Source organism: Bacillus sp. FSL W8-0519, from assembly GCF_038005585.1.
Classification (GTDB): domain Bacteria; phylum Bacillota; class Bacilli; order Bacillales; family Bacillaceae_G; genus Bacillus_A; species Bacillus_A paranthracis.
This window is the reverse complement of the sequence record NZ_JBBOTL010000002.1, coordinates 227614-249987: the sequence shown is the minus strand read 5'-3', so window position 1 is coordinate 249987 and position 22374 is coordinate 227614. Positions and strand designations below refer to the sequence as shown.

General features: G+C 34.5%; 20 protein-coding genes and 1 pseudogene. 17 read left to right on the top strand and 4 right to left on the bottom strand.

Annotated features, from left to right (window positions below; translation table 11 throughout):
- Window positions 1–33 precede the first annotated feature (33 nt).
- From NST14_RS29280 to NST14_RS29235, 10 genes and pseudogenes are all read left to right on the top strand, one after another.
- Entirely contained in the window at window positions 34–999 is a 966-nt protein-coding gene (locus tag NST14_RS29280; protein WP_000182855.1) for a hypothetical protein, read from the top strand.
- A 50-nt stretch (window positions 1000–1049) separates the two neighbouring features.
- Window positions 1050–1460 (top strand): hypothetical protein, encoded by a 411-nt coding sequence (locus tag NST14_RS29275; RefSeq protein WP_000209415.1) that lies wholly within the window; start codon window positions 1050–1052, stop codon window positions 1458–1460.
- Window positions 1461–1462: 2 nt separating this feature from the next.
- A complete protein-coding gene (locus tag NST14_RS29270) occupies window positions 1463–1645 on the top strand; it encodes a hypothetical protein (RefSeq protein WP_000029266.1) in 183 nt (60 codons plus the stop codon).
- A 631-nt stretch (window positions 1646–2276) separates the two neighbouring features.
- Complete coding sequence (locus NST14_RS29265) at window positions 2277–4154, top strand: reverse transcriptase domain-containing protein (protein WP_042512162.1); 1878 nt, start codon at window positions 2277–2279, stop codon at window positions 4152–4154.
- 116 nt (window positions 4155–4270) lie between these two features.
- Window positions 4271–4948, top strand: a pseudogene (locus NST14_RS29260) (ThiF family adenylyltransferase); the annotation flags it as partial.
- 19 nt (window positions 4949–4967) lie between these two features.
- Complete coding sequence (locus NST14_RS29255) at window positions 4968–5339, top strand: hypothetical protein (RefSeq protein ID WP_001267129.1); 372 nt, start codon at window positions 4968–4970, stop codon at window positions 5337–5339.
- Between the two features lie 21 nt (window positions 5340–5360).
- A complete protein-coding gene (locus NST14_RS29250) occupies window positions 5361–5747 on the top strand; it encodes a nucleotidyltransferase domain-containing protein (protein WP_000282368.1) in 387 nt (128 codons plus the stop codon).
- On the top strand, window positions 5734–6147 hold the full coding sequence (locus NST14_RS29245; RefSeq protein WP_001244160.1) for a HEPN domain-containing protein: 414 nt from the start codon (window positions 5734–5736) through the stop codon (window positions 6145–6147). The genes NST14_RS29250 and NST14_RS29245 overlap by 14 nt, the downstream gene beginning before the upstream one ends.
- 124 nt (window positions 6148–6271) lie before the next feature.
- Window positions 6272–8044 carry a phosphoadenosine phosphosulfate reductase domain-containing protein gene (locus NST14_RS29240; RefSeq protein WP_042512161.1) on the top strand — a complete coding sequence of 591 codons (1773 nt, stop codon included), beginning with the start codon at window positions 6272–6274 and terminating at the stop codon, window positions 8042–8044.
- Window positions 8045–8166: 122 nt separating this feature from the next.
- Window positions 8167–8673 (top strand): hypothetical protein, encoded by a 507-nt coding sequence (locus NST14_RS29235; protein ID WP_001242093.1) that lies wholly within the window; start codon window positions 8167–8169, stop codon window positions 8671–8673.
- A 223-nt stretch (window positions 8674–8896) separates the two neighbouring features.
- Here the strand turns inward: NST14_RS29235 and NST14_RS29230 are convergent, their stop codons facing one another.
- The 3 genes from NST14_RS29230 to NST14_RS29220 form a co-directional block, all read right to left on the bottom strand.
- The gene (locus NST14_RS29230; RefSeq protein WP_042512125.1) at window positions 8897–9844 is read right to left on the bottom strand and encodes a tyrosine-type recombinase/integrase; all 948 of its coding nucleotides are present in this window, start codon (window positions 9842–9844) and stop codon (window positions 8897–8899) included.
- Between the two features lie 140 nt (window positions 9845–9984).
- On the bottom strand, window positions 9985–10128 hold the full coding sequence (locus NST14_RS29225) for a hypothetical protein (RefSeq protein WP_172855682.1): 144 nt from the start codon (window positions 10126–10128) through the stop codon (window positions 9985–9987).
- A 941-nt stretch (window positions 10129–11069) separates the two neighbouring features.
- Window positions 11070–12779: a hypothetical protein gene (locus NST14_RS29220; protein ID WP_042512124.1), complete on the bottom strand. Its 1710-nt coding sequence runs from the start codon at window positions 12777–12779 to the stop codon at window positions 11070–11072.
- Between the two features lie 1071 nt (window positions 12780–13850).
- Between NST14_RS29220 and NST14_RS29215 the strand changes: the two genes are divergently transcribed.
- Window positions 13851–15587: a helix-turn-helix domain-containing protein gene (locus tag NST14_RS29215; protein ID WP_042512123.1), complete on the top strand. Its 1737-nt coding sequence runs from the start codon at window positions 13851–13853 to the stop codon at window positions 15585–15587.
- Window positions 15588–15684: 97 nt separating this feature from the next.
- Here the strand turns inward: NST14_RS29215 and NST14_RS29210 are convergent, their stop codons facing one another.
- A complete protein-coding gene (locus NST14_RS29210) occupies window positions 15685–15849 on the bottom strand; it encodes a hypothetical protein (protein ID WP_000912109.1) in 165 nt (54 codons plus the stop codon).
- Between the two features lie 414 nt (window positions 15850–16263).
- Between NST14_RS29210 and NST14_RS29205 the strand changes: the two genes are divergently transcribed.
- From NST14_RS29205 to NST14_RS29180, 6 genes are all read left to right on the top strand, one after another.
- The gene (locus NST14_RS29205; protein WP_001030573.1) at window positions 16264–16677 is read left to right on the top strand and encodes a DUF6018 family natural product bioysynthesis protein; all 414 of its coding nucleotides are present in this window, start codon (window positions 16264–16266) and stop codon (window positions 16675–16677) included.
- A gap of 21 nt (window positions 16678–16698) precedes the next feature.
- Window positions 16699–16836, top strand: a complete 138-nt coding sequence (locus NST14_RS29200) for a hypothetical protein (protein ID WP_000710998.1) — start codon at window positions 16699–16701, stop codon at window positions 16834–16836.
- Window positions 16837–16938: 102 nt separating this feature from the next.
- The gene (locus NST14_RS29195; protein WP_042512122.1) at window positions 16939–18030 is read left to right on the top strand and encodes a DUF6094 domain-containing protein; all 1092 of its coding nucleotides are present in this window, start codon (window positions 16939–16941) and stop codon (window positions 18028–18030) included.
- Window positions 18031–18045: 15 nt separating this feature from the next.
- The gene (locus NST14_RS29190; RefSeq protein ID WP_042512121.1) at window positions 18046–18285 is read left to right on the top strand and encodes a hypothetical protein; all 240 of its coding nucleotides are present in this window, start codon (window positions 18046–18048) and stop codon (window positions 18283–18285) included.
- Between the two features lie 59 nt (window positions 18286–18344).
- Entirely contained in the window at window positions 18345–21635 is a 3291-nt protein-coding gene (locus NST14_RS29185; RefSeq protein WP_048520062.1) for a DEAD/DEAH box helicase, read from the top strand.
- A 16-nt stretch (window positions 21636–21651) separates the two neighbouring features.
- Window positions 21652–22365, top strand: coding sequence for a hypothetical protein (locus tag NST14_RS29180; protein WP_000494367.1), 714 nt, complete (start codon window positions 21652–21654; stop codon window positions 22363–22365).
- Window positions 22366–22374: the final 9 nt, after the last annotated feature.

Genomic DNA, 22374 nt, shown 5'->3' with positions numbered 1-22374 from the left:
ATATAAGCAAAGATACTAGGAGGATTTTTTATTATGACAAACTTATTCGATTTTTTTGATATGGAAACACAAGTAGAGGAAACAACAGTACCAGTGAAAAAAGCTGCTTCAGAGCAAGCCACTGCTAAAAAGGAAGAAAAAAAGGAAAAAGCAAAAGGTAAGACAAAAAGTAGTAAGAAAGCTAAGGCTACAAAATCTACAGATTGTCTAGATAAAATCAATACAACAACGGTTGTTCGCCACGTAGTATTTGGGGATATACCATTAGTAGATTGGTTTACAGAAGAAGAAATTATACATGGAATCGCTGTTCAAAATGGGGATTCAACAGATGTAAGAAAAATAGAAGCAGAGGATATCCGCGTAAAATTAGAGCATCGTTATCCCTCATTTGTTAAAGGCTTAACTGTCATTAAATATGATGAGGATACAAATGCACTACTTCCGATTTTAACTGTCGGCGCAAAAGGAGCAAGTATTGTAGAGGGACAATCCATTTCAGATTGTCCTTTTTCTTTTCTTAGTACTTGGCTGAATCACTTTTTACCTGGGGATTTTATTCCGAGAACACTATTAATGGACTTTATTATTATTGCACAAGCCATTTCTCGTAAATGTGATTGCGAATTGCATGCTGATATCTATTTCAATAAAGAGCGTGGTTATTTTATGGATTTTCCACCTCAGCAGGTAGCAACTGAAATTGTAATCCCAGAAACGAATATAGAGATGCAGTCTATCGCTATGAAAGTTATGGAGATACACAGTCATCATCGTTTCTCTGCTGAACCAAGTGATTTAGATGATCAAAGTGAACGTGCTCCTATTCTTTATGCAATTGTTGGCAGAATAGAGGATGTTTTCCCTGAACTACGAGTACGGACTTGTATAGATGGAAAATTTTATTCTATTAATCCTAACTTTATATTTGCAGGAGAGTATGCAACGAAAGGGATAAGCCAAGATTACGATTTAAGTAGGATCACACTTTTAAAATAAACACACAAGGGGGCGTAAAAGAGACATATTTTTATGTCTCTTTCTTTATTATGACAACATTAAAAACAATTCACGTTTCAATGTTTACAAAGATAAAGCACTACATGTTAGTTCTTACAAAGAATAAACAAGCAATAGAGGAATCGCATGATGACTATAAGCTATTTCAATTTATGTGCAAGTTAGAGATGAATCACATATATGAAGCATTAGAAGGACAGAGGAAGAATACTCATATTGATTTAGACACACATCAAGAATATATAGACACGCTTGTTGTGCAGTTGAATTTACTTCAATATGTTGTAGGCATTGTGCAAGAGGAAGGAGTTATTTATGCTGCATCGATACTAGTGATGCATTCATTTGACTTGTATACCGTGCATAGGCTTACAAATTTATCGATTCCATTTCTACGAAATTTAGAGAATACACTATCAAAAGAAAATAGGGGGCTATAAAAATGAGTATTGTTATTGATATTGCAGAAGGAAAGAAGATTGTACCACATATTGTATTAGTAGGTGCTGGAGGAAACGGAGGATTAATTTTACAACATATTGCTCAAATGATGAGTATTTTTCAATTGGATGGCGAAATTGTAGTTGCAGATCCAGACACGGTTGAAGAAAAAGTGCGCCCATAAGGGCCTTGTAAACTCTGATTTAGTAAATCAGCGGGTGAAGTGAAACAAGATAACAACCCGACACCGGTAGCCTTATCCGTAATCGAAAGTGAACGGGGAGTGTAGCATGGCTGCAACGGGATAAGTCACTCTAATGTCATGAGTGCGACTGAATTTCTAGGTGTACCGTGGTAAACAAGGTTGAATGCTAAACTGCGTGAAGGATAAATCAAGGGGTCTTATCGACGACCATATCGAAATAGACATTGAAACGATATGTCTCTAGTTCAGCTCATCTATTTTTTGTGGAGAGAGGTGTGTTTCACACTAGAGAACCAACTAAAGTACATTAGTAAAGATTGAAAGTCCCAACCGACATTACTACAAACTATTTACAAGGTACTAAATGGGGATTACCTAAGTGGAAGCGCCATTTATGGCTATAGAGGATGATTTCAAGGTAAAAACCAAGAAATGTGGCTCTTGAATATTCCATATGGTAACGGAGCCTTCGTAGTAGTCAGAGATAGGGAAAGCCTATCACACTAACGTATGACAAATTACGTTAGGTCATGGTTGTGAAATCAGGATGGCGAAGGAAGGTAGTCAATTAGTTCATGATGATAATAAACAGGAAGGAAGCGAGATGCTGATGAGAAATCCAGTTTATGTATTGAACACCTTGTCGAAGAATACTATTAAAGAAAACTATAAGTTCAAAAGATTATATAGAAATCTTTATAATCCAGAATTCTACTATAAAGGTTATCAAGAAATATATGCCAATCCAGGTAATATGACCAGAGGAACCATAAATAACACTGTTGATGGCTTCTCAAAAAATAGAGTATCTAAAATCATCAACAACATTAAAAATGGTAACTATAAACCTACTCCTGTTAAGCGAGTATATATTGATAAAAAAGGGAGTAAGAAAAAACGTCCTCTTGGGGTACCGACATTTGACGATAAACTTGTCCAATTAGTAATAAAGTATATCTTAGAAGCAATTTATGAACCAAACTTCTCTGAGAACTCACATGGATTCAGGAAAAATAGGGGTTGTCATACAGCTTTGAAACAAATTAAAAAGAGTGGTAATGGAACTAAATGGTTTATTGAAGGTGATATTCAAGGTTTCTTTGACAATATCGACCACCATATCCTAATTGACCTACTAAGAAAACGTATCAATGACGAAACACTCATCGGATTAATATGGAAGTTCCTAAGAGCTGGGTACATGGAGGATTGGCAATTCCACAAAACATTCAGTGGAACACCACAAGGAGGGATTCTCAGTCCTCTTCTTGCCAACATATATCTAAACGAACTAGATATATACATGGAAAAATACGCTGAAAAGTTCGGAAAAGGTCAACCAAAAGACAGAGAAGTTGATAAAAGATATCAATACTTACACCTCAAAATAAAAAGAGGGCGTAAGAAAGCAGACTTACTAAGAGAACAAGGTAAACACAATGAAGCTCAGGAATTAATCAAGCAAGTCAACGAATGGGTTAAGGAAAGGGGACAACGTCCCTACTACAATCCAATGTCGGATAAATTTAAGTCACTAAAATATGTTAGATATGCTGATGACTTTATTGTAATGATAATCGGCAGTAAAGATGATGCCAAAGCCATTAAATCTGATATAGCTCAATTTCTCAATGAAGAATTAAAATTAACTTTATCAGAAGAAAAAACACTTATCACCCACTCTAGCAAGAAAGCAACATTTCTTGGATACAACGTCAATATCACTAGAAACGAGTTATTTACCAAATACTCGGTGAAAGGTGCAAAAAGAAGACATCACAATCTAAAAGTAAGACTTGAAATCCCCCATGAAGCATGGCGAAATAAATTACTTGCCCTGAATGTTTTAGAAATGAAGTATGTGAATGGGAAAGAAACTTGGAAACCAAAGCATAGACCGGAAATGGCACACCTAGATGATTTGGAAATACTACATAATTATGTATTACAGATCAGAGGGATGTACAACTACTACAAATATGCAGTTAATTCAACGGTACTCCAAAAATTCAGTTACGTTCTAGAATACAGCATGTATAAAACATTCGCCAATAAATATAAAAGCTCAATCGGAAAAATTAAGGGGAAATATTGCAAAAACGGTGTATTCATAGTCAATTACAAAGATAAAAAAGGCAAACAACACTCTCATTCTTTCTACAGGGAAGGATTTAGAACGGTTGATATAACTAAGATGAAAACACAAGAAAATAACATCGACAACTTGTTAGCCTCAAGAGTTCATATGTCAACAACTAGTCTTATGGATAGGTTGTCAGCCAACAAATGTGAACATTGTGGTAAAACCGATTCTAACTTAGTAATGCACCATGTCCGAAAAATGAAAGATGTTGAGAAAGGCAAAGCCAAATGGCAAAAATTAATGATTGCCCGTAGACGCAAAACATTAGCCGTATGTGAGGATTGCCATAATGAAATTCACTATGATATGAGAGTAGAACTTATAGCGAAAAACAGAAAAAAATAACTTTGACAAGCAATTGATGGAGAGCCGTATACTCTGAGAGGAGTACGTACGGTTCGGTGAGGGGTTTTGAGAAACCTATCATAGCAATATGACAAGGCGCTCGCTTCCTACTCTACAACCTTGGAAATCAACTCTTTATTCGACCTGATGTTGGTAAATACAAAGCAGAAGTACTGGCTCGTCGATATAAAGCTGGCTATAACGTTCCTATCTCTTCCTTTACGTCGCAGTATATAGAAGACATAGAAACAATGCAGCAGTTGTTTGGTAACAAATATGATTTATTAAAAAAACAACATAAAGACGATTACTTGTATCTGCCAATTGTAATTGGGGCAGTAGATAATATGTTTTCTCGCGAGGTCTTTCATCAATTCTTCCATCAATCAGATAATCTTCTTTACATCGATGTAGGGAATACAGCTGTAACAGTTCCTGATAATTGGAGAGAAGTAAATAAAAGACATTGGACACCTCAACAAATAGCTGATTATAAAAACAGTGGTTATAACGGACAAGCAGTATGTGGAGTTAAATTGAATGGCGAGGTCATTCTTTCACCGCTTGGTGATTTATTTCCGGATGCTTTTACGAAAAAAGAAACAGCTCCAAGTCAATTAAGTTGTTCCGAATTAGCTGCTTCAGAACCACAGCGCGTTATTACCAATAAGTTCGCTGCCATGACTGTTGCTCAATTCGTCAACGAACTCTTTGATGAAGGTACCGTATCGAATCACTATATCATTTTCCAAGCTCAAAAGGCTTTTATGAAAGCTGCACCAATTGAGGGGTAATGATATAGGAGGGGACAAGATGAGAGTGTATCAATTAGATTCCACTCAATTACAACACAGTTTAACACCAACAAACATGTGTAATGGTGTTCTACAATACTACCAATATAAACAGTATACCGTTGTATCTGTACTTGATTTATCAAAGCAAGATTCCGGAATGATACCATTGCTTCTGGCTTGTTTAGCAGAGGCTTTGATTCATTTCAATCCGGATTCTTTTTTAGCGAAGGATGAATCTAGCATTTTATATTGGTGTAGAAAGAACTTTAAAGGCTTTCATAGTATCTCTGACGATGGATTTTTACAAGATTTCAAGCAGATATACGAATGTTATCAAGCATTGCAGAACGTTGGGAAACAAGAGAAAAATATAAAAATAAATATGTAATAGCAAGGAGAAGGGAAACGTATGTATAATATACTTAAACGTCAATATAATTACTTTATCCGAGGAGTGATTCGGATTAACGAAGAAGTACAAAGGGAATTGGACCTATTAGTGCAAAAGATTCGTGAAACTGTATCTTCTGTCCAAAAAATCATCCTTTTTGGCTCTCATGCATATGGCACACCAAATGAAGACAGTGATTTTGATCTCTGTATTGTTGTGGAAGGTGTCGGAGAAAGAAAAAGGGAAGTCATTAATCGTATCAATTGGGGTATTTATGATGTTATGGAAACACCAGTTGATATTTTAGTGTACGGACCAGAAGAGTTTCAAGAACGTGCTAGCCGTACCGTTACTATGGAACATAAGATTGCACTAGAAGGGAAGGTCCTATATGAGAAATATTGAGGATCTAAAAGAGTGGGTATTTATTGCAAAATCTGATTTAGATTCTGCTAGTTACTTAACTCACATGAAACCTTTCCCAACTGCAATTATTTGTTATCATAGTCAACAATGTGTGGAAAAACTTCTAAAAGGATTTCTTGCACTAAACGGTAGGACAGTCCCAAAAACTCATAACCTTTTAATGCTGCACAAATCATGTCGGAAATTAGATGAGGAATTCTCATTGATTTTAGAACAGTGCGTGCAGCTAAATGGTTATGCTACAGACATTCGTTATCCGTATTTTGAAGCACTTACTGTTCAAGATGGATTAATCGCTATACAACATGCTCAAAAAGTAATGAGCTTTTATATGGAAAAGTTAAACAAGTTGAATATACATGAAATCACAGTTGATTAAAAATAGAGGATATACACAAAAGAGAGTGCCTATTAAATAGGGACTCTCTTTTTCTATCTAAAAACAGAGGAGGTATGCTCCATAGTAGTATGAAATGATACTTTGCTATGGGGATAACAATATAATGATGGATATATATAAAGAAATTAAAGAGGAAATGAAAAAAGTCTATTTATCTCGCGATTGTTGTTTTGTAGGTTACAGTGGGGGGAAAGATAGTTCTGCCATGTTGACGTTACTATGGGATGCAATTGCTGAGCTACCACTAGAGGAACGTACAAATCCAATTCATATCTTAACTTCCGAAGTTGGAGTAGAAACACCTGCTATGACGGCTTATATCTCAAGGACATTACAAAAGATCCAGGAGAAAGCAAATGAGCAAAACCTACCATTTGTCGTTCATGGTGTGAAACCACTTATGAAAGAATCATATTGGTATAAAGTAATAGGCAGAGGCGTTTTACCGCCGAGCGGAAACAGTAGATTGAGATGGTGTACTGACTCTCTCAAGGTCAAACCGATGCAGCGAAAGATGAAAGAAATCTTAATAGCTTCTCAAACTACTACTGCAGTAGAATGCTTTGATGAATATGATGGTGTGCTTATGCTGGCCGTTCGTAATGAAGAGAGCGCTCGAAGAAGACATAGTATTCAAAAGCATGAGATAAGTAATGATTCCTTATTTTCACGTCATAATGATATGAAGAATATCCTCTGCTTTAATCCAGTTAAATTTTTAACCGGTGATGAAGTATGGATGTTACTTTTAGATAGAGGGATACTGCCCTTTGGTGTGGATGTGGAAGAAATGAGCATACAGTATGGACAAGCTATGTTTGAATGTGGCATAAAAACAGGTGGGAAGCAGCAGGGAAATGCTTGTGGAGCTGCAAACTCACGTAGTGGATGTTGGACTTGCCTAATGATGAATGGTGAGGATAAAATGTTGACCCAGCTAATTAGTGAGGGGTATACGGACTATGCTTATCTACAATCCTGGAAAAGCTTCTTACGTTCGATTAGAAACGATATTCGGTATCGGAATGTAATGAATAGACGAAGCCTGCAAACGCTCCTTAGAAACGAAAATAAAAGGGATTCAGACTTGTTTTCCATATGTAATCATGTTGAATATGATTATATTATGTTTGATCGTACAGAAAAGGGAGACTATGCACCTGGAGGACTAACAGTAGAAGGTAGAAGAATGCTTTTAGAATATCTACTTTATATTCAACAAGAAATGAATACGAGTCTTATATCTGAAGAAGAAATTGAGGCAGTACTACAAGGCTGGTATGACACAGATGGTATTCGTGTATATCGAGATGAATTGGAGCCAATACATCACGCATGTCTTGGTGAATTGGTGTTCAAACCTGATTGTACAATAAATGAAGAAAAAACGACGTCTCCATTCCCTGTGTTTTTCGTGGAAATTGATGTTCATTTAGGGAAGCAGGAGATATTTCGTTGGATGAAGGAACGACAGAAAGTTACGCAGCAGAGTTTTTTCTTTTTTCCTTCAAATTATTCTAATGATTCTGCAAAGCTTACATGGAACAAACTAACCTTTGTTGTATCTAGAGTAGATGTAACAGAAGCAAGAGACGCTGAACGAATTGTTCGTCATTGGTTAGGAATGGATATGTACCATGGAAAAAAGAACGAACAACATAAACAAATGCTAATTCAGCTATTAATTCAATCCATGAAGAATGAACAATTATTTAAAGAAGATGAAAAAGCTAGTACGAAGCTTTTGTATGCTGCAGAGTTTACAAATAGACTTTCTAGATTAATAGAAACAGAGGAAATACTATCCGAAGAGACAAACCATCTCTTTGTAAAAATACTTAAGGAATTAAGAAACGAGGCTTTTTTAATAGATTAACAAATAAATAGAAGCTATATTTAAAGAGAGTACCAGTAACGTAGGTGCTTTCTTTAAATTAAAATAAGATGATACAATGTATCAATTAATATATATATATATAATATAGGGGATGAATAATTATGCGCCTATACATATTAGAAATTACTACGGAACATAAAATCAGTTTTATTCATGCGACATCAATAGAAAAGGCCATAGAAGCATTTAAAAGGATATATAAACATTATGAAGAACAAGTACCATTTTACGTTAGAGAGATACATCCGAGTGAAAAAATCATAATGGATACAATAAGCGGTGAAATACATTGCATAGGAGACAATAGCGTTCTAAAGAAATGTTTGGAGAATCTTATGCACTTATATACTCCAATTGATTGGGTTCCTACACTTGTACTATATCAAGATGTAAAAGCTGATCCGGTTTCGTTTGCTATACATAAAGCATGCCTTATAAAAGGAAATCCTGAATATAACAAGGTTGGGATGGATGTTTGGAAAAGCGCTCTCCAGGTATCGTTAGATGATCACAGAGAGGTTTGGAATGCCCTAAAGGCATTTTTACACATCCAGGTACTTTCTGTATTCGAATTAGAACAAGTAATCAAAGTTAATGAAATAAGGTGATAATAATGGAATTCGAAGAATTTATACAGTTTGTAGAAGAAAATAAGCAAGAGCATTTTCAAGATATAATCAGTCAGAATGAAGCTGCAATTAAAAAGATAGATGAGGAAAAGTAAAAAGATAGATGAGGAAAAGTAAAAAGTAATCAAAGAAAAGTACATTAATAAGAAGACGTCTTCTATTTATAGAACATGTCTTCTTATTTTAGTATGGTTAATATAGGTCACTGTAAATATTGATAATATCTTTTTAAAGATATTTTAGTTTTGAACCCCATCCTACTTACCAACTCATCTTCAGTTAACCCTTTCTTAATAAGACGGAGAATAAAAGTGTTTCTCATCTGCTGTGCAGAGATACGCCTATTTAACTCCGCACGTTTCACTTCAAGTCGTATCATCTTTTGTATAGCAACTTCAGACAAAGCCTTTGGTGCATCATTTTCGTACACCCATCGATACGTACCTCGATTAAAATCAAATGCCACAAATAGGGGATTATCTGTGTGTTGTCTAGGTCTTACAGGTTCCGGAATAGTGGTGTAATATTTATAAAGCTGCTGCGTATCTTCCATAGTTAAAGAAACAGACCTAGTTGCTCCATTTTCCCCAGGTATCATTAATATATTTCTAGCAAACTGTATATGGCTCATATTAAGCGATACAAGCTCTTGTAAAGACAAACCATAGTTTACTATTAAATTAATTATACAAGCGTTTCTATCCATGATTAAAGGCCGATATTGGGCTTGTCTTTCCGTTAATCCCTTTATTGATAGAACAGTTTGCTTTAAAAGCTTTTCTTCCATTTCGGTAATAAAATCATTATCATTTAGTGATTGATCCGGAATTAAAGAGAGATTAATACCATCCAACGGACTAACTATACCTAAAAACATGTGTAACTTCTTTAAAACAACCCATATTCTGTGTCTTGTTTTCTGAGAATATTTGCGTTTGTCTTCTAACTCAGAGAAATACATCTGATAGTCTGCTTCAGAAAGTTCATTCCATGATTTGATATGAAAAAGTATTTCACTTACTTCTAACCACTTAAAAAAATCCTTAATATCGTATGCATAACGTTGAACTGTAGAATGTTTTCGTCCTTGTTCATTTAAATACGCTGAAAAAGCCTCTAATGTTTTCTCTAAGCAAATTGTTTCGTTCATAATAATCACCTAATTTCTTAGGATATATTATAACAGAAAATAAGTGAAAGACCTGCTACCGCCCTTTGCTACGCACGGTTGCTGGCATATAAAAAATGCAAACGGAAAAACAACCCTTTGTATTTTTTATATGTTGATTATTATTTGCAAAGTAAAATGTATAGCGTTATTAAAATGCTCCAAAAAGGAACTACAAAAACTAATCCCCAAAGCAGTCCTTTAAAAAAACTAATCTCATTATACGTATTTGTTTCTGTATAAGTTGTATCATTTAATGCTGTCATGTTAAATCCTCCAATATAAATTGTTTATTAAAATGAAAAAAGGACAAACCTAGTCCTGGTAGGGATACGTAGGTTTGTCCTTTTGTATGGGGTAATGATATGTTTAATTACCATTATTATAACGTAATTTACAAATATTTTCAATTAGGTCAGAGATCTTATTAACAATCATACTAGTTGTATTAAAAATCTATTATAAATATATATCTTATATATTAAAAAGAAATAAAGATAAAACTTTTATAGGTTATTCAAAATAGAGGTTAGGCTTACTCCCGCAAGGGGAAATTTAATATAAGAACATAAAAAATCATAAATTACATAAAATTTATCCATAGATTCAAGGATTATTAGACTTTTAATTCTACAAAAAAGCAGAAAGAAAATAATACATTTCTACATGAAATCAGAAAGAATTTGATACCAATCACATTATATATATTCAACCTTGTAAATAGAAGTTATTTTACTTATTTTGGTTGTTGAGTTGATATTTATCCTCTAATTATCCACATTTCATTCAGGTTAGGCAGCTATTTGTTAACATTACTCAGTATTTACACATAACTCACATTATTATTGATGATTTTTATTAGATATATACAACGACATTAGTAATTACAATGATTTTAGAAAGATTATATTCACATTGAATCATATTTGTCCGCATATCCACTATTTTTATAATTTTCCTTTTGATTTTTTGTAGGTATTATAAGATAGGTTTTAATACATTAGAAGAATACTCCCTAGTGTTATGTGGAGAGTTATATATTGCTAGAAGCGAATTTGTATAGAATTGCATAAAAAAAGACTCCATTTTACATGAAGTTCTTCTGATTTGGTATGTATAAGTAGAGTAGCAGAAATAGATTACTAATCAAACAAACACGAATAGCCCTCTACTTTCGATTTTTTCAAAAATAGAGAGCTCATTACTATTATTTTATTTCCATTGCGTTTAGCACCTGATCTGGAGCTGTTATTGTTACTCCAGCACGTACTAAACGTTCGAAGGTACGCATAAACTCTAGTAAATTAAACTGCTTTGGTAGTTCAATAACACGAAGTTTTTCTTGTGGCAGCTTATCAATTGCCTCGATAAACCATTCACGTACATCACTTGGAATCGTGCGTTCTTTATGGCCACGAACTTTTAGTTTTTCACGCATTTCAATTTCTAAAGCGATATATGCATGGAGATTAACCCCCTGATCATATGCATATTTTCTAAATAACGTTTCTTCCTGGTATTTTAGATAATTACGGTGATAAGACTCTTCCGTCACTGGTACCGCAAACTTCTGCTTCAGTAGTGCATGCACATTCTTAAACATCTTCTTAATGTTGTGAAGAGAGTACATAGAATAATGTAAACCGAAATTAAAGACAGCTTGCTCACGTTCGCTATCTCTCTCTTTTGGTATATGCTGCGCAATAAGAGGGTAGATACCTTCTTTTGCTGCTGTATCAAGGATTTGATATTGAGATGTTTGATGTAATAGCTTTTTCAATGTATATACAATTTTCGTTGGATATCCTTCTTTTCGATCAATCATGTCACGAAGTCCGCGAATGACGCTGCGGATTTGACGATGACAAGTATGCTTTAATACATGAATAAATTTATTCATGTCTGCAGAAAGTTCACCGATATTCATCTCTTGTAGGACTGATTCAATGAATTTCGCTTTACGCGCATACGTAGCCTTTGGTGTAAATGGATCCCTGTGTTGTTCTTCACCAGATTCTTTCGTACATAAGAAGTCCGAATGGATAGATAGATATAAGGTTGTATATCGTTTTGTATGTTTTACCCCTTTTTGCATTTTGCAAATTTTGAATAGGGGATTCCCCGTACATGGTAATGCAGTTGTTAACTCCTCGATAACCGCACGGATCTGATGCGGATATTTTTTATGTAAGAAACGATACATCCCACCGAAGTGAGTTTTGTTGCCTCTTTCGTCCTGCTTGTCTAAAGAACGCTTTAATGTTGTTTCTGTATGTTGTTGCATGGCGATATCTAAGAATAGTTTCTTAGCCGCTACAGATAGCTTAAAGAAAGCCTTTGTAAATACAACAGGACTAATATATACGTATGGATTTGCTTTTCCTGTTTCCTCATTCATAAAATGAGTCAGCTTGATAGTATATCGGCCATCTACTCCGTTTTCAATGGAGATAATGTTATGTAAGTTTAATTTCTTTAATGCAATATAGAATTGAGAGTGTTGGATATAAGCAAATTCTTCTTTGTATTGCTTGTAATCTTCCCACATCATATGTATTGTTACATTTGGAATAACACCATTAGTAAAGCATTTCTTATGTAGATATAAGAAAACTTCGAGATCAGCATTTGTAATGCCGTATAATTTATGTTTTCTTCCTGTTTTTTCTGCAAGTGCAGACATTGCGCGACGTGAAAAAGATGGTTTGGCTTTTTCGACAAAGCCTTCTACGTCAGCAATACGTTCTTCGTATGTCATGTGCTGCAGAATATCTTCTAAATATGTATCTTTATAGCTGTAGTATTTCTCCTCAAATGTTTCCACAAATTTTTGCCAAGCTTTTAATGTTACTAACACAGCATTGGTTGTTTCCCCATTTAAGCTACGTTGATTACGTATCACAAATGATTTTCCCATCTTTTTCACCTCCGTTCTACAAATTCAGAAATATATGCCAAAATACTATAAAATATACCAATTTTGATTATAGCAAAATGAAAAATGTTGAAAGGTGCCCCTTTAAGAGGAATTTTTAAAACATGAAACACGTTATAAACCCAATGATTATAAGGGATTAGAGAATCTATGGAAAAAAATTTGTGTTAAGGATATGGTAAAAAACGTTTCATGTCCTAATTGTCTAAACACAATAATGAAACACGGGAAGATTGTTGATATATAGAGGGTTAAGGAGAATTGTTTCTAATTTTTAGGTCAAGGATATGGCAAAAGTGTTTCATGTTTTAATCATAGGTCGTTCATTAGGGGAAAATACTGTAAATCCCTTTATATAAAGGGTTATAGGAGAAAATGTAATAGCTATAAGGTCAAGGATATGGTAAAAGGTGTTTCATGTTTTGATTTTTATAAGGTCAAGGATATGGCAAAAGTGTTTCATGTTTAATATAAAATGAAATTATTGGGGGAATAAGGTAAAACATTGGTACATAAGGGTTTATGGCCGTTTCATGTATGTATTTAGGTCAAGGATATGGCAAAAACAATTTGTTAAAATTCAAAGGTTTTATGCATTAAAATAAAGGTGAAATGTTGATATCAATGGGCTTATAAGGTATTGGAAAAAATTTTGTATTACGTATTTAAATTAATTGATGTTTTATGTTTTCGGGTTTAGGTTAAGGGTATGGCAAATTTCTTTCAAATAAATAGTAAAGAATTTAGTGTATATGCGGTATAAATTCTATTCAAATGAACATTTTATGAGAATATGGGACACGATTAGATAAAAATGTTTCATATTTGTAGTGAAGGTTCACTATATGGTAAAAAGTGTTTCATCTCTTAATTTATTAGATTGATTGAAGACCTATTGAAAACTAATGTATAATTAATGTTATTTTATGTTGTAAATAAAGAAAAATCGTGTCAGTACTGCTTGAATATAACTAAAGCTGGAAAAAATAATTGTTTACATATATGTATTAGATTAAATGTTTGTTTGAAAGAAAATACGGAAGGAGTGAAAATGTGGAGAGATTAACACAACTGTTTACGGATGCATTATTAATATCTGAGCCCTTATATGGAAATAATAAAGCTGTTTGGAACAAATGGACTGCCTATAGTTCAGATGTAGAAAAAGATAATACTAAGGTTGTGACGTCTCAATATGTTTCCCCATCTTTTTCGGCATTAGTATCATGGTTGAATAAAAAGAATGAAGAAGGAATTACTTCGTTACAAATTGGTATTAAGTTAAAAGAGTATAAAGATGAAATTCATGCAATTATTGAAAAGGTATTAGAAGACGAGTTTAAGAATGCTAATAAGTTTAATGATGGAACAATCATCCAGGGAGACGTAAATGAGGATGAACCAGATGAACCAGATGAACCAGATGATAAAGAATATTTTGAAGTTAATAATTCCGCAGTTTATTTTAAATTACGTGATGGAATCTCTAAAAATCACTTTGAAGAAGACGCAGGTATGGGTGTAAAATCTTACCCTATTGAAACAAAGGAAAGTAATGCAATAGCTCAGCTCTCTTCTCACAGAGATGAAGATTTAAAGCTTATTAAAGATGACGAAGCATCTCGTTGGAATACTTTGGTGAATGATGTAATGAGCAATATGGATGATCTGACAGCTGATGTATTGGACTCCATTACCATCCAGTGGCTAGCACAAGCAAAATCCCCAGATGAATTTATAGAATTTTCATATGAGCAAGTATTGGATATGTGCAATGTACCAAAAAAGAAAGTAAGTAAAGGAGAGTACTACAGACCTGAAGATAAAATTAAGGTTGCTAAGCGTATTGCAGCACTAGCAAGTATCTTTATTTATTTAAATGATGATAATGAAGTAGTAGTCTTAAATGAAGAAAATGAACATGACGAAAAATATAAAGTAAAGAGAGAAGTTGTCAAACGGTTATTTGTCTTGGATTCAGTTGTATTATGGAGACACAATACAACAAATGAATATATGGGCATTGAATCTTGCCGTATCAAACCAGGGAGTTTTTTAACAAGTTATTTATATGGTTCAAATAATACCACAGCATTATTATCTAAAAAGGCACTTGAGTATAATAGTTATCGACATAAGTATCATAAACGTTTAATTCGTTATCTAACATGGCAATGGAGAATACGACAAATATATTCAACTTTGAAGCGACCATACTCCATTGGAGGAGATAAAGGCTTATTAGCTGTTATGGCAATCCCGCTTACTTGGAAGCCGAGTCGGATTAGAGAACATCTAGAGAATGTTCTTACTGACTTAGAAAAAGAGAACGTAATTTCTAAGTGGGAGTATACAGTAACATTAGATGAAGAACGTTTTAATAAGAAGAATTGGTTTAAAGATTATTGGGTGAATTTAAATATTACTATACTTCCACCGGAAGAATTAATTAAGTCAATGTATAATTTACCTAAGAAAAAAACACTAGAGTTAGAAAATAATACTGAAGAATCTATAGAATATTTTGAAAAGGCTACGGATGCCGTTAATATGCCTCCGAAAAAAAATAATGAAGAGCTTAATAGATTTGATGAAGAGGCTGTTCGAGAGAAAATCCTTAAACAACGCAAATTTGAAAATAAGTCTATACGAGAATTAGCAAAAGAAATAAGAATATCAGCACCTACATTATCTAGATTTTGTAACAGAGAAACCAAGCGGCTATCTGCAAATGCAGTTGAAAAAATGTCTAAGTGGTATGAGAGACAAGAAATATTAGAAAAAATGTAGTGGCTAACCAGATTATTAAAGAAGAAAAAACATTTTGTAGGATGTTTTTTCTTCTTTTTACTATGTCTGTTTCTAAATAATAATTTATAAATAGTTTTTATGCTCTCTGAGAGAAAAGATCCTTTGCAATAATATTAAATAAGCACGCAGATACGCTAAGTACAGCAGCCCCCTCATTATATAAAAGCATTATAAAAAATAGAGAAAATAGAATCGCCATAAGTAAGATTTCATTTTTAGCCTGTTTGATATGTTTCAACATAGTTAACATCTCCTTATTAATTAGTTAATAGAGTGCTAGGAACTAAAGCTAGACTCTCTATTTGCATATTTTACTTATCGAAGGCTCGTATTTTAATAGTAAAAGAGTAAGATTTTCATATTTTTAAAAAAATCTTGATATAAAAATTTAAATTGTGTAATATATGGGTATATTGTTAGTTTATTTGATTCCGTTTATTCCCACACCTTTTTTTGTGTTGTGGTTGAGTTGTAGAAGCAAGTTGCGTCTTGTTTCAATTGTGAAAGGGCTTCTTTGAGCCGATTAGTGTATATATAGCTTATTTTGCTATGCACATTTTTAATCGACTTGAAGAAGCCCTTTTTGTGTTGTTTTCAAGTTCGCCGGCGGGGTTATTTATAATTAATAAAATAACAAATTAGAGGAGATATGAAAATGAATAAAGATTGTAGACACTTAAAATTAGTACCAACAGTAGAGGAGCATAAAATACGAATGGAAAATAACCAGAAGTCATATGCTGCACCAGAAATGTCATCTGAATCCAGATCGAGAATTAATCAATTGCGAGGTTGTTTAGAGGCAGAAATCATATTACCTGATGGTAAAGTTCAATATTTTAAGCCACATGTTCGTAATGAAAAAGAAGCCATTCAAGAAATCGCATTATATATTGAAGGGATACAGGAAATGAAGGTAGGCTATGTCATCTTATGGCGCTTTGTTGGGCAACGAAGTTTTTATAGTGGTACTAAGATCGTAGCCGAACCGAAGTTTCATAAGATCCTACGTAAGCTGAAAGATTACTTTTTTGATTACGAGGAAGTTGTTTATGAACCTGAAAAATAAGAAGGATAGAGGAGTATGAACATGAAAAAGGATAACATTTGGACAATATTAGACGATCCCAAAGAGAAGGAAACAAACGAGCAATCCAAAGAGTCGGATGATATATTCGCTGGTTTGGATGAGCTATTGGAGATTACAGATGATTTACTACCGTTTTAATAAAGTCGAGGTAGTGTATAGAGGGTAAAAGGAAGAACTAAGTGATGTATTTACTTGGAGCTTCCTTTTTTTATTGTAAAAAAGAACTTGGAGGGAACGATTATGCGGTTAGGAAATGATTTAGCGGCGGGATTTTATCCAACACCACTAACAGAAGGGAAACACTTAGTACAATTATTACAAATGGAATCAGAGCGAGCTTATGCTTGCTTTGATCCATGCTGTGGAGAAGGGACAATTTTACGAAGTTTTGCAGATGAGGTGAGACAGGTTGGCATACAACTTGATACATATGGTGTGGAAGTAGATGCAAATCGATATGGCAAAGCAAAAGAGCAATTAGATGTAGTGGTACGCTCAAGCTTTGAAAGCATGATGATTAGTCATGACTACTTTCCGCTTATATTTTTAAATCCTCCATATAATACGGAGCTTCGTACAGAAAATACAAAATCAGAGAAAATGGAGTTCAGCTTCCTAAAGCGTGCTCACCTTTATTTACAAGAAGGTGGGATTATGGTGTATGTCATTCCATACGATAGATTTGCTAGAGACGACATCAGTTATTTCTTAGCAAAACATTATGAGGAAATAGGATTAATGCGTTTTGGCGATGAAAATGAAGAATTTGAGCAATTTAAGCAATGTGTTTTTATTGGCCGAAAGCGTGCAGCTATGAAGAATGATACATATTTCAATGATCGATTTGCTAATTTTTGTGAAAATATGTCCGATCTTGCTTTCGTAAGAAAACATGTGAATACATTAGCACAAATGGTGAATCGTAAGGACTGGACTATACCTGAATTGCGTCATCAAAACAAACTAATTTTTACATCACGAGTGGACTATAAAAGTGCTTATGAAGGAGTGGGAAAATCGGAAGGTATCTTGACATTCAAAAAGCGTTTAAATAGAGGGAATGGTTACTCACTTCAAGATGAGAAAACAGCAGCTGAAAGAGCAAAAATGCCGATTGCTTCCGGACAATTAGGACTATTGCTGATAACGGGTGTGGCAGATGGTTTGCTTGGTGAAGGTGATACACTCCATGCAGTTCGTGGATCTGAAAATGTGTATTATGAACATTCATTTGAGCAATTGGAAAAAACAACAAAAGAAGTTGTTTTACAAAAACGTCGCGCTAAATTTATCATTGCAACGCCAAAAGGTGAAGTCAAAGAACTTGTCTAGGAAAGGAAGAAGGCTATGTCTGTACTATTAGGAATAGGAGCATTATTTATTGTATGGGAATTTAGTAATCGTATGTTTCGTATTGCTATTGTACTTACAGTCATTTGTTTATGTGCTTCTCAATTAGGTGCAGGTACATATTTGGAAGTATTAGAGCAATTCTCTGTCTTTCAAGGTGCAGGTGATATGCTACATGCGGCTGAACAGTCATTACCAGAGTGGAAACAGTTTATAGATTTTCAGCCAATAAATTGAATGAGTAGGACATGAAACGTATCGAATAAGATGCGTTTTTTATTTTAGGAGGGAAACTTATGTTACAAGAAATGATTCAACAAGATACATTTGATCAGGAACAAACACCAGCGATGTTGCAATTGGAGACGGGAACTGCTTCACATTCAGCCTTCTGCTTTGCTATGGCAGTTAATCAAAACAACCAAATGCAATTTGCAGTGTTAGGTGCGAATGACAGTACATTAAAGTCATTCAGAGCAGCCATATCAATGGGGACTCGTCGTTTGTATTTTGGAGAGGGACAAAAAGAAGAATTACATTATGTATTAGGCAAAAAAATGAATGTAATCTCGACTGGACAATTTGAGTTTATAAATACACAAACAGTAAATAGAAAAAAGGCAATTATTGCGTTTTCTAAAGAATTAGAAGAAAAGTATATTGTTGCAATTGATGAAGCACCAGAAATGCAAGTAAGAGATTTCTTAATGGCTCCTCCATACGGTCTCCCAATCTTAGAAGAATGGGCGAAGCCAATATACGAAGAGATGCTGACTAGAAAGTTATTACAACCATTAGATGTGTATTTTGATAAGAATGAATTTACTTCTCTATCTATTGCGCAGGTAGTGCTAAAAGAAGAGGATTGTAAAGAGTTTTTATCAGAAATGATACGCACTGGAAAATGTAAATTCCCACAAGATGGTACAGGTGAAAAAATCAATGAAATTAATGATTTAAATGAATATCTATTGGAGTATTCACCTGTCATGCTTGATAAGGTAACGAAATTAGATGAGCCTTTACATCAACCGATGAAAGAACAGGCATTATCTCATTTTGATACGTACCAAAGACCATTATTCCCTGTACAGGCACATGTAGCAACAGGTGCAGCAAAAGCGTTACAAGTACAAAAAGGAATCATTATACAGGGGGAAATGTCGAGCGGAAAAAGCGCAATCATGACAGCGACAGTAGATGGATATTTCCATTTAACCGGAAAAAAAGGGTATCGTACCTGCGTATTTGTTCCACCGACTCTTACTGAGAAGTGGGCAAAAGAAGAAATACGACACTTAATACCAGACGCAGACGTACATCTGATTAAACGTACAGAGGATTTAATTCGCATTCATCAATCTTGGATTCAGGCAGGAAGACCAAAACCAGAAAAACCAACCTTCTTTGTCATTAGTTTTACAACGATGCGAGGGGACTCAATTAAACAAATGCCATTACCTTATAAACAAATTGCACTTTCCAAGAAATCGAAGGAAGATGTGCAAAGATATTATAAGAATGGCTACTACTGTCCAGATTGTGGTGCTAAGTTACGTAAAAAAACGTCTTCTATTATGGTTCAACAAGCTAATGGTGATCAGAAAGAAGTCTGCCAGTATAAAGATTTCACAGGAAGTGACTTAGATTCAAAAACAAATAAAAACAGTGTATGTGCTGATTGTAATTCAAACATTTGGAGTCCAAAAGTAAAAACGAAATATGCGAGTTTTAAAGATTGGACCAAATATGAAAATAAATTAGTGCAAGCAATAAAAGAGGGAAATAAACCGTTGCAAAAGCAACTAGAGCTAGAGAATCGTGTCAAGCCATATGAAGCGAAACAATCAGGACGAGCATATCGAAAGGTAGCTACCGTTGAGTATATTCGTCGAAAAATGAAACACTTCTTTGATGCTTTAATTTGTGACGAAGTCCACGAATTAAAAAGTGAAACAGCGCAAGGAACTGCACTAGGAAGTTTAGCAAAGGTTTGTAAGAAAGTTGTAGCTGGAACAGGTACATTATTCGGTGGGCGCGCGAGCGACGTATTCTATACTTTATGGCGTTTATTCCCACAAAAGATGGTGAAAAGGGGCTTTGAATATAGTTCTTTAATGGAGTGGAATGAAACCTACGGAAACATAGAGAGAACGTATTATCATGACGGTGAAGTGGTATCCAACGTTGCTTCACGTGGTGCACAAGGGATGTTAGATAAAACAAAAGTTGTTCCTGGTATTTCACCATATGTGTTTACTCAATTCTTAATGGATACAACCATTAATGTACGCTTAAAAGATGTTTGGCCAAATCCTGTAGAGTTAATTAATGTACCTACGATTCTTGTCGAGATGTCGGAAGAACAAAAAAAGGCTTATGAGCATATGAAAGGGTCTTTTGAGAAGGCGATTGAAGGGGCGAAAGGTACACCAGATGTTGGGAAACTATGGCTCTCTTATATTCGTACAGGAAATTCGTATCCAGATAATATGAACCACTATCCAAACTATCACTTAGATAACGCGGAAAAAGAATTGGTTTGGTCCAACGAGGAATTTAGATTTGATGAGGATTGTATACAGCCGAAGGAGAAGAAGTTACAAGAAATATTGCAAACTGAAATCTCTGAAGGTCGTCCAACCATCATTTATGTATCTGATACAGGATCTACAGTGAAAGAACGAGACATTCAGCCTCGTTTACAGAAGGTTGCAGAGCAAGTACCTGGTGCAAAAGTATCTATTCTTCGCACGAATACAGTTGCTCCGCCAAAGCGCAGTGCATGGTTAAAAGAGCAAGTAAGTAGCGGTGTGAATGTAATCATCTGTTCACAAGAATTAGTTAAGGTAGGATTGGACTTGCTGGCCACGCCAACAATAATTTTCTACCAACTATCATTTAGCTTATTTACGTTAAACCAAGCTGCAAGAAGACACTGGCGTATTGGACAAACTAAGCAATGTAGAACCTTCTATCTGGGCTACAAAGAAACATTCCAAGCTCAGATGGCTCAGTTAATTGCTCAGAAGAATAAAGCTGCTGAAGCAATGAATGGTGATGCAACAAGCGATGGACTGAATGCAATGCTTGGTGATACAGGAGATCTACAGACTCTATTAATTCAAAACATTAAGAGTGGAAATCAATTAAAAGGTTCTACAGAGGAATGGACAAAAGCAGCATCTGATGAATCGAAACGCGTCCTTGCGAACATCGGTAATGTCATTACACCTGTATTTGAATCAATTGAAATTCAATTTACGAATTGGGTGGAGAAATTACCAGAAACGATGGACGTAGCATTTATGAAAGAAGCTCAATTTGTACAAAGTGCCGTTGAATGTATTAAAAAAGAACAAGTACCTGGAGTTCGAGTGAAGCAGAATGTACTTGAAGTAGATGGAGAGATAGAGGATATCATTCGAGCTTTAACAACACTGAATACTGATAAGCGTATGCTTGTACAAAAACAAGATATCACATTCTGGGATTCAGTTATTGTTGAAGTGGATTCCTCAAAAAAGAAAGAAAAACGAAAAAACAAAGTAATCGATGGACAGTATGAGTTTGATTTATTTGGATGATCGAGAGGGGAATATTATGTTTACGAAGATTTTTATTGGTCTATTTTGTTATGTGTTTTTGGTAGTTCGTAATTCAAGGAAAAAATTTCTAATAGAAGAAGCCAAGAAAAAAGAAATGGAAAATAAACCGGTGGAAAGACCCGTTTATTGGTGCCCAAGAGAAAATAGACCTATTGGAAGGGAACAAGAGCGTGTTACTGTTCCAACAAAAGAAATCACCTTAGAAAAGGATGTAGCAAATATTTATGATTTAGTTGCTACATCTGTTCATAAAAATCTGGGTGAGGAAGAGAGTAACAGGTTAAAACATGAGGATATAGAAGAAGTGGAGTATGCTGATGCTTTTCATCATACTCCTACTCCTGAAGTTGTTTATGATATTCCTTTTCCAAGTGATGAGGATATACCAGAAGAATTATTAGAATATGAGGACATGTATTCACAACAAGAATATGTTTCAATTCCACCGGAAACGGAACACGTTTTTCCTGTTCAACAAGGAGTAGCTGATGTTGAAGATATGGATTTTGTGAGGTGGACTGCAAAAGTAATAGAACAAGAACAAGGACTAACACGTGTCATAAATATGTCTAATAAAAAGCGTTATTGGATTCATACAGAGGGAGAGATATTACCGAAAAATCAATTACTGTATATGAAATTAGAGGTCGATTCACCTTATTCTTATACACTAGTTGAATGGAGTAATAGACAACTAGGGAATATATAATTCTATTTC